The organism is Njordella calcicola, from assembly GCF_056494125.1.
The window spans coordinates 3,370,575-3,390,615 of the sequence record NZ_CM151396.1; the positions used below are offsets into that span (position 1 = coordinate 3,370,575).

The window sequence follows — 20,041 nt, forward strand, 5'->3', positions numbered from 1 at the left end:
CCTAATCATCGACTGCCGCTTGGCTTTGCGACTTTGGCTGGCCTTCCGAGATCGAAGATCTGCGTGAAGCAGGCTTTCCTTGTTCCGGCCTACGTTCTACGTTCCAAGAAATCTAGCGATCAGGTCGGTTTCCTTCAGGCTTCTTGGCTACGCACGTCCCCCTTGACGGCTGTGGTACAACATAACCAAATGTTGTTTGGCCGCTAACGTCTAGAGAGAAGCGATCGTGATTAGAGTTTGGTGTGATGTCGGAGGCACGTTCACAGATACCATCGCTGAAGTCTCGTTGCAGAACGGCTCTGCTCGCCAAAGACGAAAGGTTTTAAGTTCGGGAATTGTCCCCGGCAAGATTCATCATTGGAATAGCGGTCATGAGTTCGCGTCTGACTTGGCTGGCTACCAAGAGGATTTTTGGAGTGGAGCTTCGATCCAAATCCGATCATTAGATGGCAACATCTTGACGAGAGTTGACCTGCTAGGCCAATCGGCGGATGGAATCATCCAGGTGGCCGAGCCATTGTCAGAAGAGATGCAGTTACGGGCGGCAACCTTCGATGTCGATGCCGGTTTAGAGGCCCCGGTCATAGCCACCCGCATTTTGCTACAGATCCCGTTAAGCGAACCGCTGCCAGCAGAGCTCGATATTCGACTGGGAACAACTCGCGGCACCAACGCTCTGCTGACTCGTCGCGGAAGTCGCGTCGCCTTTGTAACAACATCGCCTTTTGAGGACCTGTTGCTCATCGGCAATCAAGATCGACCAGCGTTGTTTGATCTGGAAATCCGAAAACGCCAACCGCTTTACGAAGCGGTGATTGGGATTCATGAAAGAGTGCTTGCTGATGGTACCATCGAGCGACCTATGGATGAACACGCCATTGGGTTGCAACTAACCACGCTGCTCGAGCAAGGGATCGAAGCCATCGCGATCAGCCTGATGAATGCTTACGTCAATCCAGTTCATGAGTTGCGTGTGGCTCAAATCGCTAGTGATTTGGGTTTTGAAAACATTTCAGTCAGCCATCAAATCTCGCCTATTGCGAAACTGGTCGATCGCAGTGAAACGACGGTAATCGATGCTTATCTCGGCCCTGTCGTTCGTTCCTATTTGAATCGACTGCATCAACAGTTCGGTGGCCACGCGACGACGCAGCTTAAGGTCATGACCAGCGCGGGAGGGTTGGTCGACTTTCGTAAGTATAGTGGCAAGGACAGCGTTCTGTCCGGTCCTGCGGGGGGCGTGGTGGCGCTCGAGTCGCTCTCTAATTCGCTTGGTGACTCGAGTCCCTTGAAGCTCATCGGTTTGGATATGGGTGGGACGAGCACGGATGTGTGTCGGTTGCAAGGCCGCGCGAACATCAGCTTTGAATCGGTCAAAGCTGACTTGCGAATGCTTTCGCCCACGCTGGATATCCACACGGTCGCTTCAGGTGGCGGTTCTATCTGCTCGCACGACGGCGTGCAGTGGCATGTTGGCCCGCAATCTGCCGGCGCAAGTCCTGGCCCGGCGTGCTATGGCCGCGGTGGTCCGCTGACGGTGACGGATCTTAATGTGTTGACGGGCCGTCTGCCAAGTGAAGCGTTGCCATTTGAGCTTGATCGCACCGCGGCCGAACAAGCGCTGCTGAAATTAATGTCAACCGCCGGTGTGCATGCAAGTGAACTGTATACATGTGCTGACGGACTGCGTCAGATCGCAAACCAGCAGATGGCGGCCGCGGTGCGAGCAATCACGATCGCGCAAGGGGCCGAACCAACGGATCATATCCTAGTGGGCTTCGGCGGAGCGGCCGGCCAGCATATCTGTCAAATTGCGGATATCTTGAATATCGATTGCGTGCTGGATCCAATCGACGCTGGCGTTATGAGTGCTGTCGGGATGGGGCTAGCCGCCATTTCGCGCAGCCAAGCTCGTTCGGTGTACTTGGGTGCAAGCGATTGTTCTGATCAGTATCTCAACGCACTGTTTGACGAACTACGATTGCAACTCAGCGATGACATGTTCGCAGAAGGTGCCGTGGCCTCGCAAATCGATTTTCAAGCGATTGTGGAAGTGCGAACCGTTGGTACGGATCGTACGTTGGCTGTAGAGTGGTCCGATTTACAACAATTGCCAGATGACTTCCACCTTTTGCATAAGCAGCGATATGGCTACAGTCGTCCAGAGTTGCCGCTGGAGATAGCCGCTGTGCGTCTGATCGCCAGAGCGGCGTCGCAGGCCGATTGGGGCAGCCCCCACCCCCAGGAGCTTGAGCGTCTGCGCCAAGCTGCTGCGACAATCCCAGCTTGGGATGAAGACAACGCCGCAGTGGGCTCGGCTTCCAGTAACCAGTCAATACCGATGTTCTGCGAAGGTGGTTGGCGTTCCAGCCGCATCTGGCAACGATCGTCGTTAACTGCGGGAGAATTGCTGGTCGGCCCATGCATTGTCTTGTCCAATTCGCATACGACGGTGATTGAAGCGGATTGGGTGGGCTTGGTTTGCAATGACGGTTCCATTTTGGCTGCTAGAATGAGTCAACAGAGGACTGAATCGGGCGCTGAACCGGCGCAAACAAGCAGACAGTCGGCCAACGAGTTAGTTTTTCGCGAAGTGTTAGCTCAACGTTTCGCGGCGATAGCATCGCATATGGGCATCGTGCTTGAGCAGACGGCCATCAGTGTCAACATCCGTGACCGCCGCGACTTTTCGTGTGCGGTCTTTGATCGCGACGGATACTTGATCGCCAATGCTCCGCATGTACCAGTTCATTTGGGTGCGATGCAAGCGACTGTTCAACATGCGATATCGACTTATCCAAACATGCAACCAGGCGATAGTTTTGTTACCAACGATCCGTACTGCGGCGGCTCCCATTTACCTGACATCACGTTGATCACGCCGGTGTTTCTGGCGGATCAAAGCACGCTGGCGTTTTTCGTGGCCAATCGAGCGCATCATGCGGAGATCGGCGGTATCGCGCCAGGTTCGATGGCTCCCGGAGCCACACGCTTGATGGAAGAAGGTGTTGTGATATCGATGCAACACTTTACGGCGGCAGGCAACGATTGCTCGGAACAGATCCTACAATTACTCTGCAGTTCGCTGTATCCATCGCGTTTGCCCAAGCAGAACATGTCGGATTTGGCAGCCCAAGCGGCCGCTAACCAACGCGGCGTCACTGCTTTAAAGGAACTGATTGAGGAGTTGGGCTGGGACCGTGTGCGAGAGACAACGGAAGAAGTGCTGCAGATCACCGAATCGAAAGTCCGTCGCTGGATTGCGAGCCAAGCGTCATCCACCTTACAGTTCCGCGACACGTTAGATGATGGGACGCCGATCGTTGTGCAATTGAAATTCGCCGAAGATATTCTCACCATTGATTTCGAAGGTACCGGTCCAACATCTGCGGGCAACTTCAACGCCGGACTTGGAATTGTCCAAGCCGCAGTGTTGTATGTCGTAAGAACTTTGATTCAAGATTCGATGCCACTCAATAGTGGTGCAATGCGGCCGATTACGATTCACGTTCCGCCGGGCGTGCTGAACCCGGTGGCAAATGTTCCTGCGGTCGAACGGCCCGCAGTCGCAGCCGGGAATGTGGAAACGAGTCAACGCATTGTCGATGTCTTGTTAGGTGCATTTGGAGTCTGTGGGGCCAGTCAGGGTACCATGAACAACTTTTTAATGGGCAATGAAGATTTTGGATTCTATGAGACCATTGGTGGAGGGACCGGTGCGACGGCTAATACCGATGGAGCAGCCGCGGTTCACAGCCATATGACCAACACGCGATTGACAGATCCCGAAGTCTTAGAGCAGCGTTATCCAGTTCGGTTGCGGCAACTAGCGATTCGACGTGGCAGTGGTGGTCAGGGGATGCACCAAGGAGGGGATGGGATGATCCGGGAGGTGGAGTTCCAAACGGAGTTGCAGGTCTCGTTGATCACATCGCGGCGATTACCATTTGCACCATATGGTCAGGCGGGTGGCCAGCCGGGTGCTTCAGGGATGAATTACTTGTTGGATGCGACAGGTCAAGTTCGCAATTTACCAGGCTGCGTTCAATTGAGTGTTAGTCCGGGGCAACGTTTAAGAATAGAAACACCTGGCGGCGGCGGCTACGGTTCAGCCAAAGCGAGGTAATGTCATCTTGCACAAGATGCGACTAGACAAGCTCGCTTAACTTTTTCTCACCGGTGGGGAATTTACCAATACGAGCACCAACCACTTCTTCGGCAAGCGTGGTATACAAGTCGCCCACGGTTCCGGTAACGCGTGTATGTAAACCGGTCTTCATTCCACCGGCGTGTCCGGCGGCAATCATCGCTAACCCTGCGTTCTTGTGAGCATTGCATTCCGCATGCTCATGCACGAACAACGCGCAAGTATGATCCAGGAGAGTTCCCGCGCCTTCGGGAGTCGCTTTCAGCTTTGCAATCAAGTAAGCGAACTCTTCGACATGCCAGCGACAAATGTCACGCATCGTACGTTGGCCTTCAGGCGTTTCCACTTTCCCGTGCGTATACTCATGATGACGCTCATACGTGTAACCTAGCCAAGGGAATCGTGACAAGCCTTGGCACTTTGTCAACATATAGGAAGCAACATGCGTTTGTCGCGATGCCAACGCATGGACCAACAGGTCGGTCTGGAGTTTTGCAATTCGCGGCCAGTCTTTAAGATCGCCTCCTTCAGCAGGTCGCTCGATCACACGCGTGTACTCAGGCGGAAGACTTGCCACCGACTGCTCTAGACTGCGGACTGAATTCAAATACTCATCTAATCGATGTTGGTCGCTGTAGCCCAATGTCCGCTTAAGTGAACTCGCGTCCTCGGACACCGCGTCCAAAATGCTCTTTTTGCGTTCAATCCAGTATTGATCGCGAGTACCGAACAGGCGATCAAACAGACGATGTGGCAACATCTCGGGCGGCAAAGGGCGATCTCGCCCAGCCCAGCTTAGATTTCGCTGAATGCTCTCACCAAACGATTCTTGGCAAACTCCAATTTGCAAAGAGCGAAAGCGCGTCTGCGTCCCAATCTGGTTGGCGATGACTTGATCAATAGAAGCCCCCCCCGCACCGCGTCCCGTAAACCCTTCGCCAGTAATCAAGCCGCTCATTGAGTTATGATGGCCGTTCCCACCACCAATTCGAGCCGCTGGATTATCGACACCGCTCAAGACGTGAATGTCCTCCTTGAAACGTGCCAAGGGCTGTAAGCAAGGAGTGACTTCATAGTCGCGGCCAGCCTGTCTGGGGATCCAATACTTTTCGACAATTCCGTTGCCATTAAACCAGTAGATGAAGCGATTGGGGATACTCTGAGCTGGACTATCGGGCGATGCAGCATAGGCGGTACCAGACGCGTTCAACATCGATTCAAGAGTTGGCAGCCCAACTTGGATCGCCGCTCCAGATAGCCCAGTACCCACCAAGAAACGTCTTCGTGAAAATTTAGTGTGACTCATCGAATTCTCCCGTCGAATGCCCCTACGCCTGCCGGTCCGCGTATCTATTATACACATGCTGAGCCGCTTGCGGACTATCTATTTGCCAACGGGTTTGGCCGCAATTTGCTTCGTTTCAATGCCGTTCCGTTTCGCGAGTTTAGCATAGGACTTGGAGCATACGTTTTTATCATGTCAGCCAGGAGATCAATCGATGCCTTGGTTCATAGTTGTAGAAAGTTTCGCGAAATAGTTTCGCTAGGAGTTGCATTTCAATCGCGCGTCCTCCATAAATAGCTGCAGTTGTCTTTTGCCTGTCAGTTGGCTCCCTTGAGCTATGGACGAGTGGGCGACAGTAATAATTTTGTACCGCGTGCTCCAGTTTGTCGCGTCTTGGATCAGACGGACAACTTTTCCGTTGCAGGAAAGGCAGGCTGGTGCGACTGACGCTGGCGTTCGACTGAGAGCAGCTTGGATTCGTTTTTCCCCTTTCCTATGTGGATATTTGACGTGAAGAATACTTTTTTGGCCATGCTGATGGCGTTAGTACTATGTGTGGGCGGTTGCGATCAGGCTCATCCTGGCAACTGGGCTCAAGACAAGGTCGAGGAGCAACTGAAGAAGTCGCTGAATTTAACTGATGTTTCTTTAACGGCGGCACCAGAGGGCGGATACACCGGGACCGGTAAAACCAGCGATGGCGAATCTTTTCAATTGACCGTAACGCAAGACGCGGCTGAAAAATCGCTGAACTGGAAAGCCAGAGGCGATCGCGGATCGATGGAAGAAGGCAACTACGCGTTCGATTAATTTGAACGATAAAGTCCATACAATCTGGCAATAACGTGGTAGCGTTTCGCTTACCTGCAATACCGTTCAAGGAAGCGAACTTCGGTGTTCGCCGCGCCGCCAAGACTTCTGCGGCTTGATGTAGTTTGCCGGTCAGGTCAGGCAGTTTAGTTGACTTTTCCTCTTCAGCGATTGTACATCGCGCTGGCGACGTAAAAGGACACCAGCATGATAACCCAAACAACATCCAGAAAATGCCAATAGATGGCGCAGATTTCTAAGCCCAGATACTTCTCGTGGTCATAGCGTTTCAAGAACGATTTGATTGTCACGGTCATCAATCCGGCCAAGCCAGCCAACACATGCAACGCATGGAGGAACGCCAAGATCACGGTGTATGGATAAGGGCTAATGGCAGATTTTTCAAAGGACTGCGTTTGAGTGACGAGTGCCGCCATCGCATCGGACTGAAGCACTAGGAAGGCGATTGCGGCGGCGAGCGCCAGGCTTGTCCGAACCATCACTTTGACAAATCGATCCCGTTTGGCCGCCACGATCGAAAAATGCAAGCAACCAGATATCGCCAACAGCAGGGCCGTGGTCAGCAAAAAGCTGCGCGGGACCAAGAACAATTCATCCGGATCAGGGCTGCGGCCTAATCGCCAGCCAATGTAACCCAGATACAACAGCATGCTGGCAAAGAAAAAAATCCCCAGCGATCCTACCAGCAACCAAATGCCCTGCAAGTTTCTGCGACGTATGTGGGCGGTGGAATCGTGAGGCGTGAATTGCACGGGTGTTAGATCTTGTAAGTGGATGAAGCGTCGCAGTTTGACCGCAATTTCAGGCCAAACAAAACAACGTTTCCATTCGAGAGCAGAAAGCTCCGCTGGTCAAGCGTCAGTGCGATCTGTTGGCAAGCTCCGTCGGTAGGACATTTTGCGTCCATGCGTGCAGCGTGCTTTTCACCGATACCCTTCCGATGGCCAAACGAAAATAGCCCCGCATTTCTACGAGGCTATTGCATCTTTTTGAACTCAGAGAGTCAACTGGATTAATTAGTAGCCACAGCCACAGCTTGGAGCTGCGTAAACTGGAGCTTCGCAACCACAGCTTGGAGCTGGCTCGCAGCAAGCTGCCTTGTGGTGATGGCGATGGAACAAACCACCGAATGGATGGCGATGACCGCAGCCACAGCTTGGGGCTGGAGCTTCGCAACCGCAGCTTGGTGCAACTGCTACTTCGCAGCCACAGCTTGGAGCTGCATAAACTGGAGCTTCGCAGCCACAGCTCGGTGCTGGTTCGCAGCAGGAAGCTTTGTGATGGCGGCTGAATAAACCGCTCAACTTGCTCTTCAGACCGCAGCAAGCTGGTGCTGGAGCTTCGCAACCGCAGCTTGGTGCCACAGCAACTTCGCAACCGCAGCTTGGAGCTGGTTCGCAGCAAGCTGGTGCTGCATCGCAGCAGGAGCTATTACGATGGAACAGACCTGCATCAGCGCTATTGGATGCAACAACAAAGCAAACTGCGGCAACGGCAGCCAAAATGATTCGACGCATTGGTAAAACCTCGTGGTTTAGTTGCCAAGCGTTTGACAGGCGTCCGTACGTTTGGCACAACAGTGAAATTAACTGGTACCGAGATTCTCAGGTGAACAATTCAACCGACTGGTACTCCGAATGAACTTGCCTTACGCTTATAGAACAGGCTGGAAAATTCTCACTGATCGATAAACTTTACTTCAGCCGCGATTCGACTTTTATGATCGAATCGGTTGTATCGATAATTTGAAACTTAGAAACAAGAAAACGATGAACAAGATCCTTTTGCGAACCAAACGATTCAACGTCGAAGTAGTCGACCAACCGCTTGAAGATGGCTCAACCCTCCAACGCGAGATCATCCGTCACAATGGAGCGGTTGTGATCCTGCCGCTGGTAGATCACGATCACGTGTGCCTGTTAAGAAACTTCCGACCTGCTGTAAATCGTTGGCTGTGGGAACTGCCGGCTGGCACGCTGGAACGTGGTGAACATCCTGATGCAACCGCTCTGCGAGAACTGCAAGAAGAAACCGGCTATACAGCCAAATCTATGAAGCATGTCCACACGTTCTGTATGTCGCCGGGCATTCTCGATGAAAAGATGTACTTTTATGTGGCGTCCGATCTCGAAAGCGGTGCGCACGCGCGTGAACAAGGCGAACAGATGGAGAATCATGTGTTCGATTGGCCAACACTGGATCGTATGCTGCGCGATGGCGAAATTGTCGATGGCAAGACCTTGGTCTCCTTGCTGTGGTACATGCGATATCGAACTCACGCCTAGCTTGGCTTGCCTCAGGCATTCATTTCGACGAATCCGTTTTACCGTTGTACACTCCCATCTCTGACGGCGGCGGCAAATGCTCGCTCAGCACAAAATGGGGACGAGGGTGCGAGTTCACAAAAGCCGCAATGTCTACCGCATCCTGCTCGGTCAAATCCGCGTCGTCCAACGGCATCGCTACATGTAGCCACGCAGCTAGGTTGTCGACGTTGGATAGTCCAGCGCCATCATTGTAAGATCGCTCTCCCCACACCGGTGGATTGTCTGCGTCACCCAATCCATTCTCGCCATGGCAGTCGGCGCATCGCGTTCTGTAAAGCTCTGCTCCACGGTCCACATTCGCAGATGGTGATCGTGTGGAAAGCGGCTTGATACCACCTGGCCCAATGGATTTTCTTGTGTTCATTTGCATCGCGTCGCCCTGTGACAGCCAAGTGATATAAGTAGTCACGGCGATCGAGACTTCGCTGCCGGCCGGTGGCCGCACTCCATTGCAACTGCGCATGAAACAGTTCAGCACGCGATCTTCCAAGGTAATGACGCGCTGCTCGCGCGGAGCCCAGGCGGGATATGCGGTCGCTGTGCTCAAGAACGTTCCTGCGTTAGGATGTTGGCCATTATTTAAATGACAACTGGTGCACTTGAGATCGTTCCCAACAAATTGTTTGGAAAGCGGATGTGTCGTTGTTTCTGCGACGATCGCTTCGCCCACACGAACAACATCGCCCAGTGGGCCTTCGGGCAGGCTTCTAAGCGATTGTGGCCGTGTGCCCAGCTCTGTCTGCGCCATGACGTTGCTCGCAGCGACCGTTAAGCTTAAGCAAACGAGCAACAATCGGCTGAATGCCCGCTTGGTCAGAATGAATTGCCGAAGATTGACCATATTGTTGTAACTTTTCTTGAACTGCTGGATCAAAGTTTGAAGTGGATCGTACGTACGATCCTCTCGGCGCAAAGTTCTGTCACAAGACCTACGCCGCCTGATCGATGAGGACAACCGCAAGCGCTGGCGATAGCAGGAAATTCCAAATGCAGCAATTTAGTCTGGCGAAGCTGACCATAGCGTCAATGGCACTTGTTGTCGTTTTCCTAACGAACGTTGGTTGCAATCGACCGGGAATGCGGGCTGCAGATTCTGGCGATTCCAACGTGCCGTTAGCGATCGTGGCCGGAGCAAGCCCCACGGAGCAACAGAAGCAGCAGCTAATAGCGGCGAAAGATGCACTGTTTACCAAACTCTCGGCTCGATTGATGGAATCGATGGCCAAAGCCGGACCGGCGGGCGCGATTGAAGTATGCAGCAAAGAAGCAAACAAGATTGCCAACGACGTTGGTCTGGCCAGCGGTGTTCGCATAGGTCGCACGGGTGTGCGTCTGAGGAACCCACAAAACCTAGCACCAGCTTGGGCCAATCAGTTCGTTGCCGACAAGACCAGCGAACCTCAGTTCGTGATATTGAGCAATCAGTCGCCAGCAGCGTTGCTGCCTATCAAGCTGCAAAATCAGTGCTTGATGTGCCATGGTCCTGCTGACCAGATAAGTGCGGATGTTCAACAGAAGTTAGCTAGGCTTTATCCAAAGGATGCAGCGGCCGGCTTTAATGAAGGAGAGCTTCGCGGATGGTTCTGGATCGAAGGCTTGTAGAGCCGCCGTGAGTTCGTAGTTCGTAGTCCCGCCTTTCAGCCTATGGGTTCGTATCATTACGGCGCATGCCAACCGGTATTTGTTCCCACCAAAATTCAACTCATGAACTAGACCGATGAATAACCCAACGACCAAAGATCACTTCCAAGTCCTTATACTAGGCGGTGGCACCGCTGGCATTACCGTTGCTGCGAGACTGCGACGTCAGACGCGCTCATTTGACATTGCGATTGTCGAACCGTCCACTAAACATAACTACCAACCATTGTGGACATTGGTGGGCGGCGGAGTCTTTCGAAAGGAACGAAGCCAACGGGAGGAGTCATCGTTGATTCCCAAGGGTGCGGTGTGGATACAGGATGCAGTCGCAGAACTGCAGCCCGAGCAGCGATGCGTCATCACCTCCAGTGGTCGCCGCATCACCTACGACTATTTGGTTGTTGCACTTGGCATCCAAATTGATTGGGACAAAATCCCGGGGCTCCGCCAGTCGTTAGGGCAGCAGCAAGTCTGCAGCAACTATGCATACGATCAAGTTGACTATACGTGGCAATGCATAAAAAATTTCCGGGGCGGGACGGCATTGTTCACCATGCCCAACACGGCAGTGAAGTGTGGCGGTGCGCCGCAGAAGATCATGTATATGGCCGATGACTATTTTCGGAAATCGGGAGTCCGGTCCAATAGCAAGGTCATTTTTGCGTCGGGGCAAAGTACCTTGTTTGCAGTTGAAAAATACCGCAACACGTTGCTCAAGGTCGTGGAACGAAAAGAGATCGAAATGCAGTTGAAGCAGAACTTAGTCGAAGTGAAAGCGGACAGCAAGACAGCCGTCTTCGAAGATGCCGATAGCAAGCAGTTGCGAAGCATTGCGTTCGATATGCTGCATGTTACGCCGCCGATGAGTGCACCGTCGGTCATCAAAAACAGTTCGCTGGCCAATGCCGCCGGTTGGGTGGATGTCGACAAACACTCTTTGCAAAGCCAGAAGTTCCCCGACGTCTTCGCGATTGGCGATTGCAGCGGATTGCCAACGTCCAAAACAGCCGCCGCTATTCGCAAGCAAGCTCCGGTGCTGGTCGCAAATCTACTTTCGGTCATCAGCGGGAAACCGACGGCGGCGAAATATGATGGCTACACATCGTGTCCACTGGTAACAGGCTACGGTAAGCTGGTGCTGGCCGAGTTTGACTACGACGGGAATCCAGCCGAGACTTTTCCGATCTACCAATCTAAAGAACGCTACTCCATGTACCTCCTGAAAGCTTACTTGCTGCCGATTCTTTATTGGCACGGAATGCTACGCGGTCGTGCGTGATGGTAGGACGTTTTTTATGAGAGTTTTAATCAATCGTCTGGTTGAACGCTTGCTACGATACACTGACCTTTGAGCCAAGCACAGTCTTGTTCTAAGGACCTTGCCTGCTTAGTGAACCAATTTTTAAAGGAACAAACATGTCCAAAGCGAAAACACTTGCCAACCTTCAAACTGCATTATCGATGGAGCTGTCGGCGATGCACCAGTACCAATTGCATGCATGCGTGCTAGATGATTGGGGCATGGAACTTCTAGCTGCCAAGATGCGTGAAGAGATGCAAGAAGAGCTTGGCCATTCGGAGCAGTTCCTCGTTCGTATGCTCTTTCTGAAAGGTGATCCCAAACTCGAGCTAGAGAAAGCGCCACACCGAGCGACGAGCTTGAAGGAGATGTTCGAGATCGATTTGGCTGATGAGAAGAATGCGATCGACTTTTACACGGCCGCTTCAATTCAAGCGGCTGAGGAGCGAGATATTGGCAGCCGACAATTGTTCGAGCAGATTGCGCTGGATGAAGAAGGTCACATGAGCTGGCTTGAATTGCAACTGGACTTGCTCAAGCGCATGGGTGAACCCGCCTACATCGCCAAACACATGCCTAACGCGACATCGGCGGGCTAGCGGTAAATTCTTAGAATGGAAGATACCTATGGATCAAGATGAACTAGATCTGTCAGCGTCCGGTTGGCAGAGCCGATATGATCAAGGGAAAACGGGCTGGGATCGAGGGACGGCCAATCCGATGTTGATCGATTGGTTGCAAGGCGGTCAAATCACCGGGCGTCGCGTTCTGGTTCCTGGTTGTGGCCGGGGACATGAAGTGCTTGAACTGGCCAAGGCGGGATATGATGTGACTGCTATTGATTTTACGCCAGCGGCGGTTGAGCATCTACGGAGCGAACTTCAACAATCGGACTTACGCGCAGAAGTGGTACAGTCGGATGTGTTTGCGTTTCAAACGCATGAACCTTTCGACATCATCTACGAACAAACTTGTCTATGCGCGATCTCTCCCGCTCGGTGGAAAGAGTACGAGGAGTTGCTGGCTAAGTGGCTTGTCCCTGGCGGCAAGCTCTTGGCGTTGTTTATGCAAAGTGGCAAGACGACAGAGCCACCTTATAGTTGCGAGTTAGACAAGATGCGTGATCTGTTTAAGACCCCAGTGTGGCGCTGGCACAGCGATCCCGTGCGGGTCGAGCATCCGACAGGCATGCACGAGTTGGGCTGCGTGCTGATTCGTGCGTAAAAAAACCGCCTGAGCAAAGTATGGCTTCCGCGTCATTACGCAGAAGCCAATCTTTCAGGCGGGTAGGTGCATTAGCTAGGTGCTATTTATTAGCTACGATCGATAAATCCAACTATGCATCGACAGTCGCTTCATCTTTTTTGCGTCGTCGCGCATACCAACCGGAAGCACCAGCGGCCATCGCGAGTAGGCCCAAAGTTCCGGGTTCAGGAATCGCCGTGGCACTGCCGACCAGAAATCGGAACGTTCCGACGTCTGTCAAAGTCTCGGTACCATTAAAGGCTCTGCCCTCGATGGTCAGATCGTAGATTCCTTCGGCAGTAAACCCCCAGTTGGCATGAGTATGACTTCCGATGCCAATCGGAAACTCGTTATCTCCCGCTAATGTGCCGTCAGACTTGGCTTCAAAAAAGACCCCGTTGTTGTTAAAGAGTGCAAAATTGCCAGGACCACTAAAGCCAATGAGGCGAAGGGAGGCTGTCGTGAAGGGAGGGTTGCTTAACTCTTCAGCGGCGAGCCCGATATTTGGAATACCTGGCTCTGGGTTATTCGGAATCACCCATAGACTGTCTCCGACACTAAGTCCAAGAAACGGCAAGTTTCCCAAAGCTGTTAACCTCGCAGAGTCGGCAACACGAACTACAACTTCGCTTGGGGCAAGCTCAAGTTCGTCGTTTGGGGCAATTGTATAGTTGGCGAACTGAGACTCATCCGTAAAGTGAAAGTGGAGAAAGAGCGACCCGTCGTCTTCGACGGCCAAGCCAATATCACCGTGTCCAGCGGTGTACTCTAAAATCTCGGCAGTGCCAACCTTGGGCAACAAAACCGAGCATAAAAAAAGACCAATTGCGACGATTCGCTTTAGCATTTTGAAAACCTTCTAAATATAGAAATCAAGGAAGAAAATGTTCATTTGGAAAAACCTCAAGCACGCTCAGCCAACGGTTGTCGGTCTGGCATTCTCGAAGGCGGAAATGGTGAGCATCGGTCTGCCATTCAACACAAGTGGCCTCCTCTTTGCTCACCGCAGGCAGCGAGTCTGCTTTCGCATAACTTGCCGCGACAAAACTTTTTATTGCATCGCTTGAAATGATCGATACAGAGTGCTCCGCAGATTTAGTCGACTGGTCAACTTGTCCGCTAGCGGTTCGTGCAACGGGCGTCTTCAAAGGCGATAAAGACAAAGCGATCCAAGTCCCCTTACTCAGCTCTTCGGCATCATTAACTTGGTCGAGCGGCGGCTGCGTTTCGGCATAGACCACTTCGACCGAATCGTCAGTACTGCCTAACAATTGAGTCAAGACACGAGTTGCAGCTTCATTCCTTGGCGCAGCGCAGCCAGTCGTGAAAAGTGCAATCAAGCCAACGGTTAGTATTCGGCAGTTGCAGATCACTGCTCTACACCTCGCACGCCGTCATTGACACTGCCCATGCTCCACCAAATACGCATATCGATCGATTCCGATCGAAAATCAACGCGGCCGTCGGCCATCGCGACATGCAGTCCGCTCAGGTGATAGCTGCTGGGCGTGACGATGTTATTGCCATCGAACTCGCCACCATAAATATGGCAGTTGCGTTTATTGGGAGGCATGACGTGCATATAAGTATTCGCGGCAAAAGACCAGCCGGTCATCCATGAGTGGCCATGCTTGACCGAATAAGCAGGATCACCATGATCAACTCCACCGCAATACGTAACCCATCGATCTAATGCACGTGGGGTCATAGATCCACCGCAATACGATTGCATGCGGTCTGGCGTACCAGAAGCAATGTATTGCCCACCCCAAGCCGATCGCACCACGACTGTCTTAGCGATCACACGTTCAGAGATTGCCGCAGTGTTTGATGCACCGTCGGTCAAGTCCGAAAAGCTGACTCGCTCTTTCTGCCAAGTGTTCTCTACGCCCGGATGGCTCAATCCGATGAAACCGTTCTGTTGTAGAACAGGTGTGCCACCTGGTAGCGACGAACCCAATGGCCAACCGACATTACCAACGTAGCTGCCTGGTGCTAATCGCTCCTCGCCATGCACCTGAACGCGTCGCTCAGGTTCCGAGGGGCACAAAAACACGGGCACCATCGTTGATGCGGCTCTGGCATTCGGATGACTGGCTGGAATGCGGTACCTTTTGTAGTCCGTCGTTCGGCCGTAAAACGGTCTATCCGCCAGCGGCAGTTTGAAATCGATCGAACTGTGCAGCGGCCGCTCGTCGACAAAGGGCAAAATCTGAGCCAGCCAACTATAAAAGCCGCTGCCGGTTCCCCCTGCTGTGTTCCCGCAACCTGTAAAGTTTGTCGGAAAACTTCCGAACGCTTCTTCATAAGTATGTGTTGCCAACACGATCTGACGAAGGTTGCTGGTACACTGAATTTTTCGAGCGGACTCCCGCGCGTTATGAATCGCTGGCAGCAACAGGCCCGCCAAAACTCCGATGATCGCAATCACCACTAACAGCTCCACCAACGTAAAACCCACGTTGCGGTTCTTCATTGCCAATTTGTAAACCACTTGGGTGTTAAAACTTCGGTTCATAATCATCACAATCCCTTCGGCTCCGTGCGCTTCATCATCAATGTCAGCTACCGACGAAAAACATGTTCAATCCCGCGAAAACTCTGCCTTGCTCGACAGCCTGTTCTAGATTGGTCGGATCCAGATCGACTCGCCTCACAAGGCAGAGCAAACGCAAGGATCAAAGCAAAGTAGCCGATAGCGACCAGTCCCAATGTCAATGGCTTGGAATCCCAAAGCAATCAACAGTGCAAACCAATTCGAAGCTAAACCGTAGGCGGTCCGCGAGTTTCAAACCAACGTACAAAAGATAGTTCTGGGCAGAACTGTAATGAAGTTGCTTCCAATGGAAGCGACACTGGCGATAAATCGACCTCGAGTTCGGATCCGCCAAATCCGGCAGGCATTAACATTAAATGACATACTACACAGTCATCCGAATCGTGCGGCTGTTGTTGCTCGTGCGAACGCTCCTGTGCTAGCTTCTCAGCCGCTGCTTGCTTTTCGTCTGCTCGCTCAGCCGCGGTGCGTACAGTGCAGCCATGATGACCACATCTCCCAAGTTCCTGCTGCTGTGCCATCGGCTGCGCCGCGATTGCATGATGCTGGTGATGTTCTGCTACGTGCGCCCAAACTGCGAACTGCCCAGCAATGAGCATCGCTATCAGAAAATGGACGAACGCAGGACGAGCCAGACGCAACATGAGGTGTCTCGAAGTCGGAGACGATGGACTAAAGGTTATAGGAATATCGCTTTACTTACTCAGCCTAGCTCGCTGCGGCTGGGTTCCCGCACGACAAAGCTGCAAAATCCAACGCTGCGCTATTTCAGTTCGCCGCATTGAACTTAGAATAAGTATGTGCGTATTGTAAACGCACAACAAGTGCAAAAGATAGGTGCAGAGTTTTGCAAATTGATGGTTTTCTGGAAATTGTCCAATTGTTAACCGCTTCGCGCTGAGAACAGCTTCAGAAAACCGTCATGTCTAACCTTTTGCTGTCCGTCCGAACACGCCTTGCCCGGCTCAGTGGTTTTCTCAACCACGACTTTTGCCCCAACGCGAACCGCTATGTCTATTGGTTAAAGCAACCGATTGGGTGGTTTGTACTGGCAATCGCCGCGAGCATGCTGGTCGGCATCTACTTGAACCCGCGGGCCTGGGCAATCGCAGGTGGCTTGACTGGCGTCGCGCTGCTTGGACTCGCGTTCCCGTGGCTGGCGATTCGGACTTCCACCGTAACGCTACGCCCGCAGCTATCCGAAATTGAAGAAGGTGAACCCACTCACCTTATTCTATCCGTAAAGAATCGGCTTCCGATTCCAATCTGGGGGTTGCTGGTGGAAGGCTATTTATCCACGCCGCTGCCGCCGGTTGCTTTTGGCCAAACCGATGAGTCGGTTGCAAACTTCCGTCGCGAGGATACGGGTTTGGCTTGTGCCCCGGCACTTAGCCAAGCCAGCTATCATCTGCCGATCACACCAGAATTTCGCGGACACTATCCGGCGGGCCAAGTGTTCGTTTCCTGTGCATTTCCATTCGGGATTTGGACCGCGCGCCGTCCGCTGGATACCACCCAGTCGTTGACCGTAAGGCCGATGCAAATTGGAACCACAGCGAATCTAGAATGGGATGGCCGACGCATGACGGGTATTGGTACGGGACGCAAATCTGGAGGCTCTGGCGAGTATCTAGGTGTTCGGCCATTCCGCCGTGGCGATTCTTTGAAAAGCGTGCATTGGGTTCAAACCGCTCGCACTGGCGACCTCGTTGTGTGTGAGCGCACTCAGCCCATGGAACAAACGGTTTCGCTGAAGCTTTCGCTGGCTAGGTCCTTGGGCAGGGCCTTGGAGGCGCGTTATCATCTCGCTTGGCGCGTTCGCGTCGCAGCCACGATCGCTAAACTGCTCACCGATCAACACACCACCTTTCAATTAAAGCTCGATGGGACCGGAGTCGACTTCGGCGCACATCGTGCCTCAGTGTCCCAGGCCACCGGCCAGACATTAAAATCTGCCCTGAATGTTTTGACAGAGATCCCATTGGATGCCTACGCCGCCAGCGTTTCGAATACACCTGCTGCGCACAACAGCGTATCGATGAAGTCGATGGCCATGAGGGCTGCGTCTACAAGCAACCAAATTGCGATTGAAGCGTGCAATCCTCAAGGCGATCCACTGCCGCCTAATCAGATGCGGTTGACTTATCATCGACAAGCTAGTGGCAAGTTTGCTGAACCAGTCCATTTTGAAGCCGTTGTCACTATCGGTCCGGAATTGCCTTACCAAATTCAAGTCTTCCTCGAAGAGGCCTGCCATGGTAAGCAACTTGCTTGAGCGTCAAACGCCAACTTCTTCCACCATGGCAAGCAATGCGTTTGGGCTTTCCACGCGCCGTCGTAACGGAGTGCTCGCGATGGCGATCACTGCCGTCTGCTCACTTTACTTGGTTCGCGCTCGATACGATTTGCAATGGTTGATGAATTTGGAAATCATACTGTTGGCTAGCGGTTGTGCTTGGCTGGCCGTATCGGACCGTTCGCGTTCAGCCAGCAATCATTTTCGCGGCATTGTATACGCTTTGGCCATTCTGCTGCCTTGGTTGCTGAACGCATTATCGCGGAGTCTTGGATATGGCAACGGTGCCGAGGTCAATGCACTGAGCAGTTTCGCGTGGTTTAGTCTCTCGGTCGCTCTGCTGGCAACGCAAACCCGTTCATTGGCGTTGTCGGTGGTATGCAGTGGATTCATGACCCTATTCATAACCAGCATGGCAGATTTCTCCGCTGCCTTAATTCCGGCTGGTGTCTGGGGGACGTTATGCATGTGGTGGCTAGTTGCCAATCATTGGGAAACCATCGCGACGACCGCAGTGATCAACGTCCAGCGTCCGAAAATACTACGCACCAACGTGTTGCTGGTCGGCGGGCTATTGTTTGCATTAACCGCTCTGCTCGCTGCACGCAATGCTCCAATGCTGCGACAATTGCAAATGGAACTAATGCCAACAAGTGGTGGCAGCAGTTACCGCGACTCGTCGGCACGAAGCGGAGTGGGTGATGGCGAAGCACTCGTCGCCGCTAGAAATACCGCGAACTCTTTTGGAAATGTCGACACTGACCTGTTCGTTGATTCGCCCGAGCCAAGCTTGTATGACCTATTTAGTGAGCAGTATGGCGAACCGCGAAAGAAGAAGAAGTTTCAACGTGCCCAATCGCTAGACGCTAGTCAAGTGCGTGAGCAGGATGCCAAGCTATCCGAAGGGAAGCGTTCAAGTGAGTCCTTTTCTATCGACCGTGTTAAACCAAAATCGTTTGCCAAGCTCAATGACTTGCAATCCAGTGCTTTGATGTTTTGGTCTGGGCGCAGCAACGTCTTGCTAGGCGCTGCACGCTATGAAAACTTTGATGGTACCGATTGGGTTTCCAATGGATCATCGATGCTGGACCAATGGCAGCCAAGCGGCCGCAAGATTGGCGAGCAAACTTGGTTCCATTGGCCTTATACTCATCGCGATCCGCTGCGATCGCCGCCATTTTTTGGCCCGCGAAACGAAGCACTCAAGTTCGTGAACTACCGCACTCCGGTGATTCCCACCGAGGCAAGTATTTCGATGTGGAGCATTGACCTAGTGGATCGACCGGATTTTTTTGGCCTTCAAGACGGCAGTTGCTTGTTGATGACCGATCGCGAACATATCCCCGACTATACGATGATTCGCTTTGTGAATCGTGATATGGACTTGGACGCCATTGACTCGCTGCTTGCTAGTTTTCAACCTCGTCATCCGCGAGAACAAACCGATGCGCCCAAGTGGCTGCAACAATTAAAAACGATGGCCTTTCAGTCCACCAAGGAGTATGCGCCGGGATGGAAGCAAGTAAATGCGGTGACCGAGTTCCTGCGAGCTCATTTCCAACTGACCGATCCGGTTGCTAGCGACCAGCCCCAAAACGATGAATCACAGAAGGCTGAGCAGGACAACGGCCAAACTTCGCGTATGGAGGAATCGGATCCGATGGAGCAGTTTGTTGCGCTGAAAGCAGGCAGCGATTATCATTTCGCAACGGCAGCGGCACTTTTATTGCGTGAGTTGGGCTATGAAACCAGGTTTGCCACGGGTTTTTATGTTCGACCACGATTCTTGAGTGCGTCTGCAAAAGAGGTTGCGATTGCTAAAGAAGATGTACACGCTTGGATCGAGATCCACTTGGGAAACAATCAATGGATTCCCATCGAGCCCACTCCCACGTTCGCTCAACCAGATTATCGCAAGGGGCTCTGGTATCGCATCAAAGAGGCCAGTGCTTGGATATATGCAGCAGCGTTGGTGATAGTTGTCTGCAGCCTGGCCCTCTACGCCTGTCGACGCATTCTGTTTGAGCTATACTGCCGATTGTTGTGGTATGCCGCTAGTTGGTCTAGCGATGCTCGAAAGGTTCGGCAGCTTACATGGCTGCTGGATCGACGTTTAGCATTCGCGGGCAAAACTCGGCCGCCAGGGGCACTGTTACAAACTTGGATCAAACATGAAACGCCTGCCGCAGGACAATTGCAGGACGCACTGTCGGCGTTTTTTAACGAAGCGGATCGATTGGCGTTTGGCCGCGGTCAGCACATATCCGTGTTAGGTCAAAATGCCATGAATCAACTGTGGCGTGAGTTAACCATTAATCGATTGCGTCGCGACTGATCTGGAATCGATGCAGCATCGGATTCACTAACCACATAGGTTTTAACAACAACGCCTCGTACTTCGCCTTGTCATAG

17 protein-coding genes are annotated in these 20,041 nt (G+C 52.6%); 10 read left to right on the forward strand and 7 right to left on the reverse strand.

Going from position 1 to position 20,041, the window contains the following annotated elements:
• Positions 1-226 precede the first annotated feature (226 nt).
• A complete protein-coding gene (locus tag SH302x_RS12775; RefSeq protein WP_479369069.1) occupies positions 227-4,126 on the forward strand; it encodes a hydantoinase B/oxoprolinase family protein in 3,900 nt (1,299 codons plus the stop codon).
• Between the two features lie 22 nt (positions 4,127-4,148).
• Here the strand turns inward: SH302x_RS12775 and SH302x_RS12780 are convergent, their stop codons facing one another.
• Complete coding sequence (locus SH302x_RS12780; RefSeq protein ID WP_479369070.1) at positions 4,149-5,453, reverse strand: DUF1552 domain-containing protein; 1,305 nt, start codon at positions 5,451-5,453, stop codon at positions 4,149-4,151.
• Between the two features lie 489 nt (positions 5,454-5,942).
• On the opposite strand from SH302x_RS12780, the gene SH302x_RS12785 reads away from it, so the two are divergent.
• Complete coding sequence (locus SH302x_RS12785; protein WP_479369071.1) at positions 5,943-6,242, forward strand: hypothetical protein; 300 nt, start codon at positions 5,943-5,945, stop codon at positions 6,240-6,242.
• Positions 6,243-6,406: 164 nt separating this feature from the next.
• Here the strand turns inward: SH302x_RS12785 and SH302x_RS12790 are convergent, their stop codons facing one another.
• A complete protein-coding gene (locus SH302x_RS12790; protein WP_479369072.1) occupies positions 6,407-7,015 on the reverse strand; it encodes a cytochrome c oxidase subunit 3 in 609 nt (202 codons plus the stop codon).
• Between the two features lie 284 nt (positions 7,016-7,299).
• Here SH302x_RS12790 and SH302x_RS12795 point away from each other — a divergent pair, with 284 nt between their 5' ends.
• Together SH302x_RS12795 and SH302x_RS12800 are read left to right on the forward strand one after the other, a co-directional pair.
• Positions 7,300-7,554, forward strand: coding sequence for a hypothetical protein (locus tag SH302x_RS12795; protein ID WP_479369073.1), 255 nt, complete (start codon positions 7,300-7,302; stop codon positions 7,552-7,554).
• A 478-nt stretch (positions 7,555-8,032) separates the two neighbouring features.
• A complete protein-coding gene (locus SH302x_RS12800; protein ID WP_479369074.1) occupies positions 8,033-8,548 on the forward strand; it encodes an NUDIX hydrolase in 516 nt (171 codons plus the stop codon).
• 19 nt (positions 8,549-8,567) lie between these two features.
• Here the strand turns inward: SH302x_RS12800 and SH302x_RS12805 are convergent, their stop codons facing one another.
• Positions 8,568-9,431, reverse strand: a complete 864-nt coding sequence (locus tag SH302x_RS12805) for a c-type cytochrome (protein WP_479369075.1) — start codon at positions 9,429-9,431, stop codon at positions 8,568-8,570.
• A 146-nt stretch (positions 9,432-9,577) separates the two neighbouring features.
• On the opposite strand from SH302x_RS12805, the gene SH302x_RS12810 reads away from it, so the two are divergent.
• The 4 genes from SH302x_RS12810 to SH302x_RS12825 all read left to right on the forward strand — a co-directional run bounded on the left by SH302x_RS12810 (position 9,578) and on the right by SH302x_RS12825 (position 12,755).
• Complete coding sequence (locus SH302x_RS12810) at positions 9,578-10,192, forward strand: c-type heme family protein (RefSeq protein WP_479369076.1); 615 nt, start codon at positions 9,578-9,580, stop codon at positions 10,190-10,192.
• Positions 10,193-10,307: 115 nt separating this feature from the next.
• Positions 10,308-11,510, forward strand: a complete 1,203-nt coding sequence (locus tag SH302x_RS12815) for an NAD(P)/FAD-dependent oxidoreductase (protein WP_479369077.1) — start codon at positions 10,308-10,310, stop codon at positions 11,508-11,510.
• A 137-nt stretch (positions 11,511-11,647) separates the two neighbouring features.
• Entirely contained in the window at positions 11,648-12,130 is a 483-nt protein-coding gene (locus SH302x_RS12820; protein ID WP_479369078.1) for a bacterioferritin, read from the forward strand.
• A gap of 28 nt (positions 12,131-12,158) precedes the next feature.
• Entirely contained in the window at positions 12,159-12,755 is a 597-nt protein-coding gene (locus tag SH302x_RS12825; protein WP_479369079.1) for a methyltransferase domain-containing protein, read from the forward strand.
• A gap of 112 nt (positions 12,756-12,867) precedes the next feature.
• Here the strand turns inward: SH302x_RS12825 and SH302x_RS12830 are convergent, their stop codons facing one another.
• The 4 genes from SH302x_RS12830 to SH302x_RS12845 all read right to left on the reverse strand — a co-directional run bounded on the left by SH302x_RS12830 (position 12,868) and on the right by SH302x_RS12845 (position 15,977).
• A complete protein-coding gene (locus SH302x_RS12830; protein ID WP_479369080.1) occupies positions 12,868-13,623 on the reverse strand; it encodes a choice-of-anchor M domain-containing protein in 756 nt (251 codons plus the stop codon).
• 25 nt (positions 13,624-13,648) lie between these two features.
• On the reverse strand, positions 13,649-14,056 hold the full coding sequence (locus SH302x_RS12835) for a hypothetical protein (protein ID WP_479369081.1): 408 nt from the start codon (positions 14,054-14,056) through the stop codon (positions 13,649-13,651).
• 89 nt (positions 14,057-14,145) lie between these two features.
• Complete coding sequence (locus SH302x_RS12840; RefSeq protein WP_479369082.1) at positions 14,146-15,294, reverse strand: DUF1559 family PulG-like putative transporter; 1,149 nt, start codon at positions 15,292-15,294, stop codon at positions 14,146-14,148.
• A gap of 245 nt (positions 15,295-15,539) precedes the next feature.
• Positions 15,540-15,977 (reverse strand): hypothetical protein, encoded by a 438-nt coding sequence (locus tag SH302x_RS12845; protein ID WP_479369083.1) that lies wholly within the window; start codon positions 15,975-15,977, stop codon positions 15,540-15,542.
• Between the two features lie 278 nt (positions 15,978-16,255).
• On the opposite strand from SH302x_RS12845, the gene SH302x_RS12850 reads away from it, so the two are divergent.
• Positions 16,256-17,608 carry a DUF58 domain-containing protein gene (locus SH302x_RS12850; protein ID WP_479369084.1) on the forward strand — a complete coding sequence of 451 codons (1,353 nt, stop codon included), beginning with the start codon at positions 16,256-16,258 and terminating at the stop codon, positions 17,606-17,608.
• Complete coding sequence (locus SH302x_RS12855; protein ID WP_479369085.1) at positions 17,589-19,964, forward strand: transglutaminase-like domain-containing protein; 2,376 nt, start codon at positions 17,589-17,591, stop codon at positions 19,962-19,964. The genes SH302x_RS12850 and SH302x_RS12855 overlap by 20 nt, the downstream gene beginning before the upstream one ends.
• Positions 19,965-20,041: the final 77 nt, after the last annotated feature.